Source organism: Sphingobacterium bovistauri, assembly GCF_020295405.1.
Taxonomy (GTDB): domain Bacteria; phylum Bacteroidota; class Bacteroidia; order Sphingobacteriales; family Sphingobacteriaceae; genus Sphingobacterium; species Sphingobacterium bovistauri.
In genome coordinates this window covers 53,294-70,624 of the sequence record NZ_JADEYP010000005.1, presented here as the reverse complement: position 1 = coordinate 70,624, position 17,331 = coordinate 53,294, and the positions used below count along the sequence as shown (strand labels likewise).

The 17,331-nt window shown below is 35.3% G+C and carries 13 protein-coding genes and 1 riboswitch; of the genes, 3 read left to right on the top strand and 10 right to left on the bottom strand.

All coding sequences use genetic code 11. The features are described 5' to 3' along the window. Positions 1 to 20: 20 nt before the first annotated feature. The 7 genes from IPZ78_RS04280 to rimM form a co-directional block, all read right to left on the bottom strand. Positions 21 to 3,005 carry a glycosyltransferase family 117 protein gene (locus IPZ78_RS04280; protein ID WP_225551698.1) on the bottom strand — a complete coding sequence of 995 codons (2,985 nt, stop codon included), beginning with the start codon at positions 3,003 to 3,005 and terminating at the stop codon, positions 21 to 23. A gap of 122 nt (positions 3,006 to 3,127) precedes the next feature. After that, positions 3,128 to 4,084, bottom strand: coding sequence for a methylenetetrahydrofolate reductase [NAD(P)H] (gene metF / locus IPZ78_RS04275; RefSeq protein WP_225551697.1), 957 nt, complete (start codon positions 4,082 to 4,084; stop codon positions 3,128 to 3,130). Positions 4,085 to 4,141: 57 nt separating this feature from the next. Further along, positions 4,142 to 4,240, bottom strand: a riboswitch (SAM riboswitch). 71 nt (positions 4,241 to 4,311) lie between these two features. Further along, positions 4,312 to 4,734, bottom strand: a complete 423-nt coding sequence (locus IPZ78_RS04270) for an OsmC family protein (protein WP_225551696.1) — start codon at positions 4,732 to 4,734, stop codon at positions 4,312 to 4,314. A 9-nt stretch (positions 4,735 to 4,743) separates the two neighbouring features. Continuing rightward, complete coding sequence (locus IPZ78_RS04265; RefSeq protein WP_225551695.1) at positions 4,744 to 5,058, bottom strand: GNAT family N-acetyltransferase; 315 nt, start codon at positions 5,056 to 5,058, stop codon at positions 4,744 to 4,746. Positions 5,059 to 5,063: 5 nt separating this feature from the next. Continuing rightward, positions 5,064 to 5,936: a pirin family protein gene (locus IPZ78_RS04260; protein ID WP_225551694.1), complete on the bottom strand. Its 873-nt coding sequence runs from the start codon at positions 5,934 to 5,936 to the stop codon at positions 5,064 to 5,066. Positions 5,937 to 6,122: 186 nt separating this feature from the next. Then, positions 6,123 to 6,995 (bottom strand): hypothetical protein, encoded by an 873-nt coding sequence (locus IPZ78_RS04255; protein ID WP_225551693.1) that lies wholly within the window; start codon positions 6,993 to 6,995, stop codon positions 6,123 to 6,125. A 74-nt stretch (positions 6,996 to 7,069) separates the two neighbouring features. Beyond that, complete coding sequence (gene rimM / locus IPZ78_RS04250; protein WP_225551692.1) at positions 7,070 to 7,597, bottom strand: ribosome maturation factor RimM; 528 nt, start codon at positions 7,595 to 7,597, stop codon at positions 7,070 to 7,072. 133 nt (positions 7,598 to 7,730) lie between these two features. Between rimM and IPZ78_RS04245 the strand changes: the two genes are divergently transcribed. Then, positions 7,731 to 8,129, top strand: coding sequence for a hypothetical protein (locus IPZ78_RS04245; RefSeq protein ID WP_225551691.1), 399 nt, complete (start codon positions 7,731 to 7,733; stop codon positions 8,127 to 8,129). Between the two features lie 82 nt (positions 8,130 to 8,211). On the opposite strand, the gene IPZ78_RS04240 is transcribed toward IPZ78_RS04245, so the two are convergent. Further along, positions 8,212 to 8,736, bottom strand: coding sequence for a 30S ribosomal protein S16 (locus IPZ78_RS04240; RefSeq protein WP_225551690.1), 525 nt, complete (start codon positions 8,734 to 8,736; stop codon positions 8,212 to 8,214). Positions 8,737 to 8,873: 137 nt separating this feature from the next. Here IPZ78_RS04240 and IPZ78_RS04235 point away from each other — a divergent pair, with 137 nt between their 5' ends. Further along, on the top strand, positions 8,874 to 12,257 hold the full coding sequence (locus tag IPZ78_RS04235) for a UvrD-helicase domain-containing protein (protein WP_225551689.1): 3,384 nt from the start codon (positions 8,874 to 8,876) through the stop codon (positions 12,255 to 12,257). Positions 12,258 to 12,372: 115 nt separating this feature from the next. Next, complete coding sequence (locus IPZ78_RS04230; RefSeq protein ID WP_225551688.1) at positions 12,373 to 15,258, top strand: PD-(D/E)XK nuclease family protein; 2,886 nt, start codon at positions 12,373 to 12,375, stop codon at positions 15,256 to 15,258. Positions 15,259 to 15,292: 34 nt separating this feature from the next. On the opposite strand, the gene IPZ78_RS04225 is transcribed toward IPZ78_RS04230, so the two are convergent. Further along, positions 15,293 to 16,159: a cupin-like domain-containing protein gene (locus IPZ78_RS04225; protein WP_225551687.1), complete on the bottom strand. Its 867-nt coding sequence runs from the start codon at positions 16,157 to 16,159 to the stop codon at positions 15,293 to 15,295. 154 nt (positions 16,160 to 16,313) lie between these two features. Then, on the bottom strand, positions 16,314 to 17,330 hold the full coding sequence (gene porN, locus IPZ78_RS04220) for a type IX secretion system ring subunit PorN/GldN (protein ID WP_225551686.1): 1,017 nt from the start codon (positions 17,328 to 17,330) through the stop codon (positions 16,314 to 16,316). Position 17,331: the final 1 nt, after the last annotated feature.

The window sequence follows — 17,331 nt, the reverse complement described above, 5'->3', positions numbered from 1 at the left end:
GGTCTCATTGACCTCCTTTATTAATTACTCAAATACCTATCTTCCATTCGTTGTACTTGTGTTATGAGTTGCTTATTATCAAGAGCGAGTGAAATTACTTTATAACGATTTAACGAGTCTACCGTAGTTTCTAATTCAAATCGATCAAAAGCAGTTAGTTTATCAACCTTTGCCGAAAGGTAGTTTAAGTGCTTATCAATATATGCAATATCACGTTTTGCGAGTTTCTCAGCATATTTGCGCTCACCTACTTTTATTAATGTGTCCACGACTACAGCATTAGAATACACCTGTTGAATATTGATTACGCGACTTGGCATTTCGCGCACAGTAAGCAAAGCTATTTCTTTCGCTTCATTCATTTTTTCTTCTTTAATCAAAGTATCCAAAGCCATATTTATAGTCTTATCAAATAAATAGCTTTGGACAAAACGACGATAATCCACATCAAAATGCTTCATTGTCGAAATACTGCCATATGCATATTTCGTGGTTATATTACGGTAAAGTGTGTCCGTATTGATCAGAGATATTTCATCTTGAGCCTGACCTTTTTCAATAGGCATTAAGCGATAGACCAAGCCTTCATTGACCAAATATTTATCCAAACCAATAAAATTATCGGCACCTAGCATATTTGCAAAGTATATTGGTCTTTCCCAATTGTTATTCAAAATAATAGACAACATACTCAATTCAGCTTTTGTGACATATGGCTTATTGTATGTCCATTGCATCACATACGTTATATTCTCTTCCCACGATTTTGGCACAACCCTATTACGCAAGACTGAATCTTTATCAATTACCATTTGAATCTGTTTAGTTGGCAATACGTTTGCGTAAGTACCGTTAGACATTTGCATTTGATTATTGGGATTATCCGAAAGCATAATTTCCATTAATGTATCTAGGTCTACATGCCCCTCCACTTGCATATCGTAATAGTGAATGACATCCCGCACACCCTTTTTGATCTTTTCGGAATCTATTTGAATAGGCGCTGCATTAGCTTGATTAATATCATGCATAGCCTGTTTAACATACCAATCCGACTGCAGATAACTCAAATTTACTATACGTACATCGGTTCGTATACCCTCAACTTCCTGGAGATACCACAATGGAAATGTATCATTATCCGCATAAGTAAACAGAATAGCATCAGGTTCACAAGATTGTAAATAATTATACGCCATATCGCGCGTCCAAGTGCGATCGGAGCGATCGTGATCATCCCAATTTTGATAGATTAGAATCCCTGGCCCAGCGGCAAAAACGAAAAACAATGCCGTAGTAGCAACAATTTTATTCGCATATACACGACGCAATATATCCAAAATAGCTATCGTACTCAGTCCAATCCATACACTAAACATATAGAAAGATCCAGAATAAGCATAATCTCTTTCTCGTGGTTGCATCGGTGTTTGATTCAAATAGATGACTATTGCTAAACCAGTAAAGAAAAACAACAATCCGACAATTAACGCATCGCGCTTGTTCCTTTTATATTGCCAAACTAAGCCCACAATCCCCAACAACAGCGGAAGAAAATAATACATATTCTGAGTAGGATCATTGGACGAATTACTTGATTCATCGCCCAACCTCTGGTTATCTATAGCCGATATCCCCGAAATCCAATTGCCATGAATTGTACTTCCATGACTTGGTTCGTCATTTTGTCTTCCGACAAAATTCCACAAGAAGTACCGTACATACATATGATTCACTTGATAGGTAAAAAAGAACTTCAAATTATCCCACATTGTAGGATTCTCTCCTTGTCCTAAACCTGTATAATACGAATAAAAATGACCTTTGTCCGCACTCCAAACACGAGGAAACAGCATTTCCTTATCATACGTATATGTAGGAGGAGCGTCAATTTTAGTATATCCTTTATCATCTTTTCGGTATGTATAATTCTCTTCAGCGCTTATCACTTTGGATGAATACACTGGGCCTTTAATTAATGGCTCTGAAGCATATTGCTCACGACTCAGATAGCCTAGGAAAGAAAAGGCATTATCAGGGGAATTATTATTCAGTGAAATATTCGATTGCGAACGAATCAATATCATGGTATATGAACTAAAACCAAATAGTACAAAACAAAGCGACAAGACAGCTAATTGAAGAACACCTTTGTTTCTTTTCCATGCATAATAAAGTCCGTAAGCCAAAGTAGCTATAAGCAGAACAATAAAAAACAAAATCCCCGATCCAAAGCTTAAGCCTAAGTTATTCACAAAAAATAAATCAAAATAGGCGGCGAGCTTGACACTGTATTGAATAACACCCCAAAGAATAAATGCTAATACTCCTACTCCAATTCCCAAGGTTTTCAAAACTCCTTTTACCGTAATTTTCTGTGCTTTTTTGAAATACACAACCAAGGCCAATGCTGGAATAGTGAGCAAATTCAATAAATGCACCCCAATAGATAAGCCCATTACAAAAGCTATAACCAGCAACCATTTATTAGAATCAGCTTGATCAGCTCTTCGCTCCCACTTCAAAATCAACCAAAATACTACAGCCGTGCATAGCGAAGACATCGCATACACTTCACTCTCTACCGCAGAATACCAAAATGAATCCGTGAATGCGTAAGCCAAAGATCCAACAATACCTGCTCCAAAGATTTTCAGAAGATCAAAAGAATCGACTATAGATTCTTTTATTAGAATTTTACGAGCTAAAGCTGTAATTGTCCAGAATAGAAAAGTAATTGTCACCCCACTACAAACAGCCGATCCTACATTCATCCAAAAAGCAATCTTACTCACATCACCCATCGCTAAATTGGAAAACAAATTCTGAATCATCAGAAACAGAGGTGCACCTGGTTGGTGCACAACCTGCAATTTGTATGCGGATGCCACAAATTCACCTGTGTCCCACCAACTGTTAAAACGATCAGTAGTAATTATGTACACTATCGTAGCAATCATACCACATAGCCAACCTAGAAGATTATTGATTTTATTGTAATTCATAATAGTAAATTATCGTTCATTGGAAATAACTATTATAAATCTAAAGGTTTAAGTAGAGCTAAAATGTTAATTAACAGAATTTAACAATAAAAAAAGCTTTCCTGTGGGAAAGCTTTTTTTATCTAAAATAATTTTTCTACAATTCGTTTGGTTGGGCCGGGATTACTCATCGTGTAAAAATGTAATACGGGAGCTCCAAAATCTATAAGCTCCTTACACATATTTACCATCCATTCTGTACTTACTTTCTGTACATCAGCATTTGTTTTACAATCCTCCACCGCATCGCTCAATTCTTCTGGAATATCCAAGTGAAAGATTTTTGGTAAAGCGATTAGTTGTTTTTTGGTGGTCAAAGGCTTTAAGCCAGGAATAATTGGCACATGAATATCATTCTCACGACATTTAACGACAAACTCCTTGTACTTATCAATATTGTAAAACATCTGCGTTACAATAAATTCAGCTCCCATATCTACTTTCTTTTTCAACCACTTGAAATCCGTATTAAAGTTTGGTGCTTCAAAATGCTTCTCTGGATACCCCGCTACACCAATACAAAAATCTGTTTTTGAACTGCTTTCAATATCTTCGTGCAAATATTTACCACTGTTCATATCCTTCACTTGTTGCAACAAGTCTGTCGCATAGGAATGGCCTCCAGGCGTCGGAACAAAATCAGAATCCTCCTTTCTAGCATCTCCACGTAATACCAAAACGTTATCAATTCCCAAAAAATCCAAATCGATTAAGGCATTTTCTGTCTCTTCCTTCGTAAAGCCTCCGCATATCAAATGCGGAACAGCATCTACCTTATATTTATTCATGATTGCTGCACAAATGGCTACAGTACCAGGACGTTTACGATAAGCCACACGCTCTAATAAACCACTTGAATGCTGCTTATATAGGTAATCCTCTCTATGGTATGTAACATCAATAAATGGAGGATTGAATTCCATTAACTCATCCATTGTTTTAAAAATGCTTTGAATACCCTGCCCCTTAGCCGGAGGCAATAATTCGAAAGAGAATAAAGGTTTCCCTTTAGCGTTCTTGATATGATCTACGATTTTCATGATATTTCTTACGTTTAGGCCTAGAGAAGAGACACCAGAGGTATGGTTTATCCTTAAAACTTATCTTTCCCGTCAGGGGTAGAATTTAGCACCTTGAACAGTGTCAGGTTGCTAAGGCTTCAACGGGTCTATTCCCTCTGCCTTTCTCTATAAGCTCTACTAATATCGGTGTATAAACTGAAAAGTTAAAATTATTTATAAAAAAACTTCGAAATAATGAAACTATGTTAATCAAAATCTGTTTCTATTAGAATCTCATTACTCAACAACTTATTGATAGGACAAGCCTCGGCAATTGCCTTTAACCGCTTCATATCCTTCCCTTCTATATTTTTATTCTCAAAAGAAATATACTTTTTGAATACTGCTGATTTATCCGATGTAAAATGATTCACTACTACTTTGACATCTATATTTCCCAAATTAAGCTCCTTACGCTCTGCGTACATCTTCAACGTAGCAGCCGTGCACATGGCCAAAGAGGACGCTAATAATTCATACGGATTAAAACCCTTGTTTTCTCCACCTAAAGATTCAGGTTCATCACCTAGAATTTCTTTTCCATCAGCCACGATTGTTGTTAAGTAGTTGACTTGGCCTATGGATGCAACAACTTCTGCATTGACCGATTGTCTTTCTGTTGAGTCCATATGTTTGGATTAAATAAATTTTTGTTTATAATCTTCTCGTACAATACTCACCCACTCAGGATGTCTTTTGATGTATGCAAATACCAAAGGACAAAGCGGTACTAATTCATAGGCATTTTCCTTTAAATAGGTTAATACCTTTTCTATTAAGGCTGTTGCAGCTCCACGCCCAGCGAGTTCTTCAGGACTTTCCGTATGAATCAAGCTGATTACCTGATTTCGCTCTTTATAATCGATAAACGCTGTATACCCCTCTACAGTCAATTGGAATTGCTTCGCTTCTTCATTCTTAACTACGGGAATGTTTTCAAATTCTGGTTTCATACTTCCTATACTAAATCACCAAATTTACCATTTTGAAAATCTTGTATAGCTTCCTCGATTTCTTGCTCAGTATTCATTACAAATGGGCCATAGTGAACAATTGGCTCATTGATTGGCTCTCCACCGGCAATAAATACAACCGCATCTTCCTGTATATCCAATGTGAATTCTTCGCCTTGATTCTCAAGCAAAGCTAAATGATTTACTTTAATTTCATCCCCACCATTCACCAGCACATTTCCTTCTACCACCAATATAAAAGTATTATAGGAAGCAGGAATACTAAAACTAGCATGAGCACCTTTTTGCGCTTTCAAATTATACATTTCGATGGGAGTGAATGTACTTGCTGAACCCTCTACATCTTTATACTTTCCAGCTATGACTTCCACTGCTCCTAATCCATCTTCTAAAGCTTTACATTTGATTGTTTCTTTCGACACACTCTGATATTTCGGAGGTGATACTTTGTCTTTTGCGGGAAGATTTACCCAAAGTTGGATCATCTGAAACACACCTCCCTCTTTACTCCATTCTGTTTCATGAAATTCTTTGTGCAAGACACCTTTACCAGCAGTCATCCACTGCACATCACCCTCGCCTATTACTCCACCTCCACCACTGCTGTCCCCATGCTCGACTTTTCCGTGATAAGCAATCGTCACCGTTTCAAATCCTTTGTGCGGATGTACACCAACACCTTTTGGAATCTCACTTGGTGGAAATACATACTTTGAATTGTAATCCAGCATAATGAATGGATCCATTCTTTTTTGATTCAATTGAGGGTAGCTGGGAATAAAATTATGTACTCTAAAGCCATCTCCTACAAAATGTGGAGTTTTGGGAGTGAAAATATGTTCAACTTTCCTAATCATATTAATTTTACTTTATTTTTAATGATCTATTATTTAAGATAGATAAAATTAAGAAGAAAGTGCGCTATAGATCTTAATATAGATTAATAAGTGTAAGTTTTATTGCAAAAAATCAGAGCGATACAGTCCTATTCGAATTATTTAGTTGGAATAATATAGAATAAAATATTTAGCTCTAACTAATTACTATTCGTAATTGAATTTAGTGATATAACCGGAGTTCCGTGGAAAAACAGAAGTTCCTATTTTCATATGATTCTCAATTCTTTCTATTAAATTATTAGATCCAACAATATAATTCAGTTCACTATGAACACCATATGAATCCAGACTTTTATACGATTTAACAGCATACGATAAACTACTAATATCAAAGTTTGCAAAGGAAACATCATTAGGTACAAATCCTAATGAGCGAAAAATATCTTTTATATGGTTGGGTTTATTATCTTGTTCGATTTTATATGATATTTTCGAAACATTACGACTAAATAACGAATCCACAAGCCATCGATCTTGAAGCGGTCTTTTTCCGATATTTTGAACACTCACCGAATCCAATTTCTTACCCGTATGAAAATAATTCACCACTTTTTTAGCCTGCAGATCAAATGTATAGATATATTCCATCTTGGATATTTCATCTCCTTGATAAAAATATTTAATATTGAAACGATAAATTGAAGAAGGTAGAATAAAGACAGTAGATAATTCAGTCACTAATTTTACCTCAGAGAGTCTATTCTTTTGATCGTAAGTATACTCATAAACTAAATCAAATTCTGTGGTACCTGATAAGTAATTCGGATCAGTTTCATGAGAAACTCGCTGTAACTCCTTTATCACCCTTCCATCCGCACCATAATGATAGGTCGAGTTGCTAACTTTTACAATTCGCTCACCATCATACTCCACCTTCATTTTACTAGAATATGTTGGGATTCCCTCATTTATAAATTCAATCGATGTAAGTTTTGGAGAAATATTAGGTGTTACTTTATCTTCACAGCTAGAGAACAATACAGAACATATGGTAAAATATAATAAAGGTATTTTCATTATTTCGGTTTATTCTCCAAAAATAAAAAAGCGAATTGGGAATCCCAATTCGCTTTAACATACTTTAAGAATATTTACTCTTTATACAAATCAACCAAACCTTCTGGCAAATCGACCTCGATTATCTCTTCTTCACCATCAATTCCCAAAATCAAATCTTCAGATAATGGAAACATCAGCTTCTTTCCCTCTTCCAATTCTACTGTTGCGATGAATTGTTGCGGCATCTCTGTTACATCGATAATTTCACCCAATTCACCATGCTCCTCATCTACGACTAAAAATCCGACCAAATCCGTCCAGCGGAAATCATCTGGATCACGTTCAGGCATTTTATCATTGGGTAGATACATTTTCTTATGCACCAATGCTTTCGCTTTATCGATATGATCTACATCTTCGAAAGTCGCATAAGCCGTACTATTATTATGCAATTTTACTGTTTCGATGAAATATGGAACCAGCTTTTTATTGACTTCTACAAAAATGATATCCAAATCAAGATCTTCATAATCTTCAAATTCAAAATACAACTGCACCTCACCCTTAAGACCTCGTGTCTTACTAATATATCCGATATAAAAACTTTCTTCGATTGTCATATTTCAAATTAAAAAGCCAAAATTAAAAAATAAAAAACACTATGTTGTTATACTAAAGTAAATTCAAAAAATGAATTTATTACTATGATTTTCAAAGAGAAAATATTAACTTAAAGAAAATAATCAATTCTGAATGAAACCAGTTATTATCCTTGCTGTGCTTTTAATATGGAGCACAAGCCATCTTTGTGCACAAACGAAGACATTTAATCAGGTTGAAAATCAATTAAATGCTCAAAAGAAAAAAAAGAAAACTGCCAATACACTTCTTATTGCAGGAGGGGCTGGTATTTTGTTAGGCACATTATTAGCCGTAACACCCCCCTCTGATAATGCTATGAAATCTACTGGAGCATTAGTCGGTGGTATAGCTTTCATCTCAGCAGGTAGTATCACTAGCTTAATAAGTATCCCCTTCTACATCGACACGTATTATGACAAAAAGAAAATGGGTCAATTACAACCTACTTTCTCTTACACGCAGGCACCCTTTCACAAATTTCCCCAAGTAGGAATGAGACTTACATTTTAACAATAAACAATCTTTAAAGTCGGCATAATAAAAAAGCCGATTCAAATCATGAATCGGCTTTCTTGAATACTGTATGAAAGGATTAACCTTCAGTTTCTTCAGTGTTTTCAGTAGCTTCCGCTTCTTCAACTGGTGCTTCTTCAGCAACAGGAGCATTTTTAGCAGCGATAGCAGCAGCTTTAGCAACTTTTTTAGCAGCCTCAGCAACTAAAGCAGCTTTTTTAGCTTCTTCTTTAGCGTTAGCTAGACCATCTTTTTTACCAGAAATTTTAGCTTCATTAGACGCAGTCCATGCAGCAAATTTTTCTTCTAAAGCAGCCTCATCAAAAGCACCTTTTTTCAAACCACCTTGCAAGTGTTTTTTGTACAACACACCTTTGTAAGAAAGGATAGTACGAGCTGTGTCTGTAGGTTGCGCACCTTTGTTCACCCAGTCCAAAGCTTTATCGAAATCCAAAACGATAGTCGCTGGATTTGTGTTTGGATTGTAAGAACCGATACGGTCGATGAATTTACCATCACGTGGAGCACGTGAATCTGCTACTACTAGGTGGTAGAAAGGACGTCCTTTTTTACCATGTCTTTGCAATCTGATTTTAGTTGCCATGTCTTTTTATTATTTATGTATTCAACATATCCCCCGTACTTCATGCATGAGGGGACGCAAAGATAAAAAGATTTTCTGAAACTAAAAAGCTTTAAATGAGCGTTATTAGCTTTACTCTTGATTAACCCACAATTTTAATGTATTTTCAAGGTTCCAAATCGCGATTCAAAATGACGCAAGTTGCTCCATTAAAAATTCTAAAAGCTTCCGCAGGCTCTGGCAAAACATTCAGCCTTACCTTGCATTATATTTCTTTATTACTTACTAATGAAAATAGCTATAGAGAAATATTAGCTGTAACATTTACTAATAAAGCGACAGCTGAAATGAAAGAACGTATTCTATCGGTTCTACAGGGTCTAGCTGTTGGTGATAACTCAAATAAAATAGAAAGCTTTAGAAAATTAATATTAAATCACAATACTTTATGGTCTGCTCATCTTATTCAAGAAAAAGCACATCGAGTATACAGAAAAATATTACACGATTACAGTCATTTCACAATTAGTACGATTGATGGATTTTCACAAAAGGTAATCCGCTCTTTTACCTATGAATTGAATTTAGACGCGGGATACAAAATTGAGATGAACACCAATAAGGTCAAAACTGAATTGACTGTCATGTTGAATCAATTGCTGGACGACAAGCCAGAGCTATTGGAATGGATAATTGAATACGCAGAGAAAAAAATCAATAACAACGAAAATTGGAACTACCGCACACAATTAAGTCAATTGGCGGGACTAATTTTCAGCGAAAATTTTCAAGAGTTTGATGGCGCTTTAGCTACTGCAGACACGAATCAGGTTTTCAATTTGCTGAACAAAGAGATAGGTGAAAAAACACAATCGTACCTAAGTACTTTAAGTATCGCAATTCAATCGTTTCAAGAAACTTTCAAATCTTTACTTGTTGATCCAAATGAAATGAAGGGTAAATCTAGAAATGCATTAGTGTCAACAAATAAAACATCTCCTCAAGTCAATAAATTATCGACTTCAGATTTAATCAAATTATTGGATAAATTTAGTAGTCTTTTGGAGAATGAAGAAGCCTTTACAGATTCTGATAAAAATATAAGATATGATTTAATAGCGGGATTCAAACCGATACTGGAGCAATTCGTAATAGTACAACAATTGCTACCTAACCACATCGCCTACCAAGCAGTACAAGGTAATCTATACTATTTACGTTTGTTGAAAGAGATGTCCGATTTATTAAGCGTCTGGCGAAAAGAAAATTCAGCTCAACTAATCTCAGACTCACAAATACTATTAAACAAATTGGGATTGGATGCAAATAATGATCCTACCTTCATTTGGGAGAAAATCGGCAATAGATACAATTACTTTCTATTTGATGAGTTTCAAGACACATCACGAATTCAATGGAAAAACTATAGTCCACTTCTATTGAATGCACTAAGTAATACGGATGCCAAGCAGAATGAGCATTTAATTGTAGGTGATGTCAAACAAAGTATCTACCGCTGGCGCAATGGTGATTGGCGTATTTTACTACAACAAGTTGAAGAGCAAGTCACTGACGCCTTTCACCTAGATGAAGAAACTAAACACCATTTTATCCAAAATGGAAACTTAGAAACGAACTTCCGTAGTTTGCCTAACATCATACGCTTCAACAACTACATTTACCAGAGCATACCAACACATATGCAAAATGTATTAAATGATATTGCTCATGAGGAATTATCTGAAGAAGGATTGAGATGGTGGAAACAAGCTCATAATGATACCATGCTCATTCGTGCGTATGAAAATAGCACACAAGAAATTCCCGATTTTAAATTAAATGATGCTGCAAATCAAGGTTCAATTGAAATTGAATACATTACGGTAGAAAATAGTCGATTCAGATCAAATCAAGTGCAGGAAGAATCCACAGAAAAGCTATGTAGTAAAATAGGAGAATGGATTTCCTCGGGTCGTTACGCAGCTAAACAGATAGGAATTTTGGTCCGTAGCAATAAACAGGCTATGCTCATTATTCAAAAGTTAATGGAATATAAAAATTCTACGGGATTGAATTTTGATGTTATTTCCGGTGATGCGCTTTCCTTAAATTCCAATGATTCTGTAAATCTCCTAATCGAGACACTTAAGGCCTTTGTCTACAACAGTGAGCAGCACGTGATCCATCACGCTCGGATGGCCTATTTATATCAAATCATTGAAAATGAAACTTTTTTTGATGCTGACATGTGGTTACAATTTAAGAACAACGAGATCAAAAAATTCGAAGGTATATTACCAAAACGATTGATTCAAGACTGGGATATTTGGCAAAAATTACCATTAGTACATTTAGTTGAGAAACTCATTGAAATATATGGTTTCACCTCTAAAAACAATATCCACCTACCATATTTATTAGCTTTTAAAGATATAGTAGGCAACTTCACTGCAAGCGGAGAAAGAGGAATTAATCAATTTTTAGAATTTTGGGATGAAGATGGCAATAAAGCCGTATTGCCTTCCAATGGAAAAGTAAACGCTATCGAAGTCACCACGATACACAAATCTAAAGGACTGGCTTATGACGTTGTCATGATTCCTTTCTGTTCATGGACTCTCGATGGTATGACTAATGGTGACTTTTGGATCAACACGGTGAATACATCATTTGAACAATTAGTAAAAATTCCAATTAAGTATACTAGTTCCGTTGGAAAATCCATTTTTTACAAACAATATTTCGAAGAAAAATTGTTCAATTTTATGGATGCATTAAACACACTTTATGTAGCGACGACTAGAGCCATAGAGCACTTGTACATTACTGCCCCTTCTTTCCCAGAAAAAGAAGACAAAAAACTCGGCAAATACATTGACATTAAGAACGAACTTATATCTGACGTAGTTTATCAAACATTGGATCATCCCAATGCACCATTTCAATTGAAAGAGAATAAGGCTTCCATCGATCAAACTATATCCAAAACAAAAGAACACACACATTCAGAAGAAAATAAGATCGCATTAGATAGATACCCTATTTCTTTTGCCATGGAGCAAGCCTTAGACAAAAACAGCAAGCGCACCATCAACACAATTCTAATGCTAGAAAAAGCATCTCAGTTTGGTATTATGGCACACGAAGTAATGGCGGAAGCTTCAAAAGAAGCTGATATCCAAAAAATTATTACCAGGTATATTGATGAAGGTATTCTGACTTTAGAAAACAAAGAAATACTTGAACAACAGATAAATAAAATTTGGCATCACCCACAAATCAACAAGTGGCTGACCAGTGATTATAAAATCTGGAATGAGTCTGCAATCATCACATCAGATGGACATACATTAAGACCTGATAAAGTATTCACTAATGTGAATGAAACCATTATCTTGGACTTCAAGTTCACAGGAGACAACTATATAGAACACAAAACACAAGTAGATCAATATATGAAGGCATTGCAAAATATAGGACTCAAAAATATAAAAGGATTTTTGTTTTATGCCAAAGGAGGCGATTTAGTAGAGGTAAAGTAGATGCTTAGAAATAGTCAAAGTTGTTAAGCTTGTCCTTTCGTCGAAGTAACGACTATTTCAAAATGTAATATCGACCACAGGGAGATATCTAAAAATATAGAAAAAAGATCATAAAATGAGTTCATTTTTAGCCTTAGTAGCACAAGATATCAAACAACGCTTTGGTACAGATTTGTCAAATATAGCCGTTGTTTTCAACAACAAGCGTCCTATTACTTATCTAAAAAAACATCTAGCAGACACATATGGTCATGCGATATGGTCGCCTCAATTTTTCACTATACAGGAGTTTTTCAGTTTAGCGTCCGAAGCAGATCAAGTTAGTCAATTGACTCAATTCTTTTACCTGTACGAATTGCACAATGAATTATTAGTAAAAGAAGGTCATGAGCCAGAAACCCTAGAAGAATTCTATCCTATTGCAGAGATAATCTTAAGTGATTTTAGCCAATTGGACTATGATTTAGTGAATATAGACCATATTTATATGGAGCTCTTTGACACGAGTAAAATTGATATTGAATTTCAACATTTAACCAAAGAACAACAAGATTTTATAAAACAATTTTGGCAATCCTTTAACATCACTGGACATACAGGTGTCCAAGAACGTTTTCTCAAACTTTGGAAAAGATTGCCTGTATTATATCGCGCCTTCAAAGAAAAACTTGCAGCGCATAACCATACCAATTTCCCAACCATCTATCGACAATTGGCTGAAGGAGAATTGGACAACAAAGCTTTAACGGATCCGTACCAACAAATCCTTTTTGTAGGTTTCAATGCATTAAATAATGCCGAAGCAACGCTTTTTAAAAATTGGCAGGAAAAAGGCAAAGCATTATTTTATTTTGATGCTGATACTTACTATTTAGACGACAATCAACAAGAGGCCGGATTATTTATTCGCCGCAACATTTTACAGAATGGACTCTTGAATGCTTTAGGAGAAGCGCCTAATATCATCGGAAATCGTAGTGATACGATACATCTATATGCTTCCACCGGAAAAATAAACCAAACAAAGCTATTATACGATATATTGGTAAATAATGAACAAGCAGAAAAGACTTCCGCAATTTTATTAGCAGATGAATCGCTATTAGTACCATTATTACAATCTTTACCAGAGACAAAAGTAAATATCACCACAGGCTTCCCACTGATACAATCACCTATTTTTGGAATTATGGATTTGTGGATGAAAACACAAGAACAAATTTCACATCAAAAAAAAACAAAAATTACGTATCAAGATGTGGAAACATTTTTGAATAATCCATTAACGAAAATCTCTGCTACAGAGAAAATGGAAAACCAAAAATTCATTAACGAAAAACAACTATTTGAAATCAACATTGAAGATATTCAGATAAAATCATCGGTACTACCCAATTTCTTCAAGCCACTATCCTCTACGAAAGAGGTCATCCCTACATTGATTCATATACTTGACTTGTTATTAGCATCATTAGCTCAAGACACACAAATCAAACAGATAGACGCAAACCTTTTAATTGAAACCAAAAAGGTATTGAATCAATTGCATCTTGGATTTGAAAAAATACCTGAGCTTAGTATTTTGTTTCAAATAGGCCTAATTCGTAAAGCGATTGCTCCTATCAATTCAGCAATCGAAGGTGATCCATTAGAGGGCTTACAAATCATGGGACTACTCGAAAGTCGATGCCTTAACTTTGACAACATTTATATTTTAGGTGCAAATGAGGGTATCTTACCCAAAACATCGAATGCTGCTACATTCCTACCGAATACCCTTAGAAAAGCTTATGGGCTTCCAATTTTAGAAAACCAAGATGCACTTTCAGCCTATTTATTTTACCGTCATTTGCAATATAGTAACAGCATACATTTGTTTTATAACAGCATCGTAGACGAAAGCAGCAGTGGGGAAGAAAGTCGATTTATCCGTCAATTAGAATTTGAAAGCAAGTTCAATTTCATCAAAAAACAACAACAGCAACCCATACTTTTCCCTCCTCAAGAAGAAGAACTCATCATTCCAAAATCAGGTGACGTATGGAATTATATGCGGGCAAAATATATTGAAGGCAAAGCGAAAATTTCAGCGACAGCTTTAACGACTTATCTACAGTCTCCTCTACAATTTTTCTTTAAACATGTCGCTGAAATTAAAGAACCGCCTCGTATTTCTCAAGAATTTGAGATGAACTTACTTGGGACTGTCATTCATAATGTAATGGAAACCATTCTAAAGCCTTTGAAAGGACTAGAAGACTTCACGCCTACAAAACAGTTGTTAGAGAAAGTAAATGATGTAGACGGGCTTGTGCTATTAGAAATTGCTCGCCAATACAATCCTGAGATAAAAGAAATCAACGAATTGAATAGTCTACAACGCATCATGCATAAAATCGCAACAGAATACATTAAAATGTATTTAGAGTATGATGCTGAAAACTTTCAAGCTATACGAATTATTGAATTAGAGAACGATAAAGACTATAGCATTGACTTCCCAATAGTGATCAATGGAAAAGAAGAAGTGGTACAAATTTACGGAATCATTGATCGTGTAGATGAAGTGGTAACAGATTTGGGTGAGGTCAAAAAACGAATTGTCGATTATAAAACCGGTGGTGACTCAGTCAAATTTTCAAGCATAGAAAAAGTATTTTCGTCCAATACAGAAAACAAGGCTTTAGTTCAAACATTATTCTACGCCTACGTTTTTGAACAAAAAACTGGCATTAAAGACTTAGAACCAAATTTGTACGTCGCACGAAAAATGCGAGAAGAAGGGACTATTTTCCACGGAAGTCGAGGCGCTGTCATGCAGGATGAATTTTTGACTGAACAGAAAAATGAATTTGTAAAATTCATGCAAGAAACTTTGGAAGAAATATTCAATACTGAAATTCCATTCAAGCATAATCCTGATGCACAGGTGTATGAAACAGACCCATACACTTTATTCTATCGGAACGCAATAAACGAGGAAGAAGAGACTAAAGAATAAATAAAAGGCTCGAATTCAAATTCGAGCCTTTTATTTATTTATATTTTTTTATAGCCTTTTCAGCTCTTTTTGTTGCTTTGTCAATTTTAAACTGAAGCCATTTATTTTTAAAAATCTTACGCATGGTATCATCAAAATGACGCGTTATAAATAAATTTCGAGCTCCCTTTAATTTTTCACCTACTGAATTTGCTAATGCACGTACAGAGATAGAATAACCTTCTGTATCGTATTGAATATAATGCCACCAACCTGCAGGCATGTAACATGTATCGCCTGGACCGATGACAACCTCGTATCCATTCAAATACTTCAATGCAGGATATTCTTCTAAACTACTTGTCTTTAGATTCGCGATACTATGACAATTATAAGGCAGTTTGTACATCAAATCCGACTGATCATTTGGAAACAACCAAATACGCTTGTATCCTTGAAACTGAGAAATAAACACGTGAGACATGTCTATATCAAAGTGATTACGTGTTGCTGATCCCTCGCCACCAAAAAACATATAAGGAAGACCTTGAATAACCTTACCACCTGTTACATCATTATACACAATATCCTTTTTTAGTTCTGGTCTAATTTTTAATAAATTAAACAAAAACAGACGCAACTCAGTAGGTTCACTACTAATTTTATCCAGATATTGCCCTAAAGTCATTTTTCCAACGGGTGGACTCGCTACGTAATTATGACCTTCTTCTTCTCTTCCGTAGACATCGATCAGTACATCTCCTGCTATTTCTTTGAAATAGTCATAGCTCCATTTTGTCCAGCAAGCACTATCTTTACTAATAAAATCTTTCAAGATAACAGGCTGACTTTTATTTAGATAATCTCTTACAAAATCGTTAGGAGAAATTCCCGAAATGCTATCAACAGGTTTTAGTTTCACAAGCTTTTAGTTTTAACAGTAAGTACAAACATAAAAAAAAATATTTCTACATTTTTATCTCTTTCTATATTTTATATCTATATCTAATAGAGATAAAATCTTTAGATCAAATCTGTAAAAATATTTTATAATTTGAGGTGATATAAATCACTAATTAATAAGACCATAGATCTTGCTCATAGTCCATCAAAGCCTTCTTGATACGCTCCGATTCTAACAACCGATCTATATCATCCGTTATATAATCTTTAATACGTAAGTCATCTGGATTTGACTGTTTGATAATATAGCTGCTAAATAGTCGTTTCATAAAAACATCATCGTAACTCAAACCTGTTGCGTCACTATTTCTATTAACGACCTCTTTATTAACCAACACATGCCTTGCTTCTGGGAAATATATCCAGAAAGCAGGTGTGGCATCCACTTGGGGACCAAAACTATTTACCGGAGTCACTACAGGTGGCTGGTTGGCTTCTGTTACCTCTCCCGACGCCTGAACAGCAAATGGATCAAAAGGATCAACATTACTTGCCCCAGGCGACTGAGGTGTTGCAGAAAACGCATCAACTCCTGGTATCTGTGGTGTAATCAAAGGAGCAATTCCTATAATACGAGGTTCAAAAACGGAACGTTGTTTATCAAAAATCCAGTCTTCCTTAATTCTAAACTTCAAAACACTTTCACCACTCCAATCACGTTTCTCGTAATGCGAACCAACTACTTCATTATTTTCATTGTATTGTTCAACCAAAACACTGTCTCCTCCTAATCTAGCTAACACTTGATCAATTGGTAATATGTTTTTGAAACTGTCACCATTAGGATCATTTTTAGTCGATGTTGGATCATAGGCTGTCAATTCTCCATTCTTAATTGCTTCCACAATGATATCCATCAATCTTGCCTTTGGTGAGCCAAAAGCTTGATTCATTTTTTCACGCAAATCAATTTCACGCCAAACTCGTTTACTAAAGGCTACATCCGTTTGCCGAATTGGAGCATAGGGTATCACTTTACGGTTTGCTACATCCGATTTAATGACATATCCATCGATTGGAGGCTCTTTTTCTTGCACAGGTGTTGTACTGTTATTAAGATTCCCCACCTGCCCCTGAGACACTAGTGAGAATCCTAATCCAGTCAGCACAAATAATATTTTCTTTTTCATA